The sequence below is a fragment of the Pseudomonas sp. IT-P4 genome (genome assembly GCF_949767755.1).
Lineage (GTDB): Bacteria > Pseudomonadota > Gammaproteobacteria > Pseudomonadales > Pseudomonadaceae > Aquipseudomonas > Aquipseudomonas monachiensis.
In genome coordinates, this window is record NZ_CATKPX010000085.1 from 1 (window position 1) to 518 (window position 518).

General features: G+C 51.4%; 1 pseudogene. It reads left to right on the forward strand.

Annotated features, from left to right (window positions below):
• Window positions 1–53 precede the first annotated feature (53 nt).
• Window positions 54–518, forward strand: a pseudogene (locus ACM6IT_RS25860) (IS3 family transposase); the annotation flags it as partial.

Sequence of the window (518 nt, forward strand, 5' to 3'; positions counted from 1 at the left end):
TGTCCCGTCCTGAATAAGGTTTACACCTTCTGATCTATTTTCAGGAGGGCGTAATGGAATCAGCAAAAAGGCGTAGTCAGCGAGACTACACGCTGACTTTTAAATTGTCGGTCGTCGACCAGGTCGAAAAAGGCGAGCTGAGTTATAAAGAGGCTCAGGAGCGCTACGGGATTCAAGGCAAAACGACCGTTCTGACGTGGTTACGCAAGCACGGTCGGCAGGATTGGAGCCCGGGCACATACATTGGCTCGCCGAGGATGGGGTCTATGCCCGACAAAAACCGACCATTGACGCCAGAGCAACGCATCAAAGAACTTGAAGAGCAGTTGGCTCTGTCCAATCAGAAAGCGCAGTTTTTCGAAGCTGTCGTGGATGTCTTGAAAAATGACTACGGCCTCTCTGTCATAAAAAAGCGTCCCGGCAAGTCCTCGCGCAAAAGCGAGTCCAAAACCTGAGTATCAGCAGGGCTTGCCAGTTCATGGGGATAAGCCGCCAGGCTTACTACAAACGTAATCGCG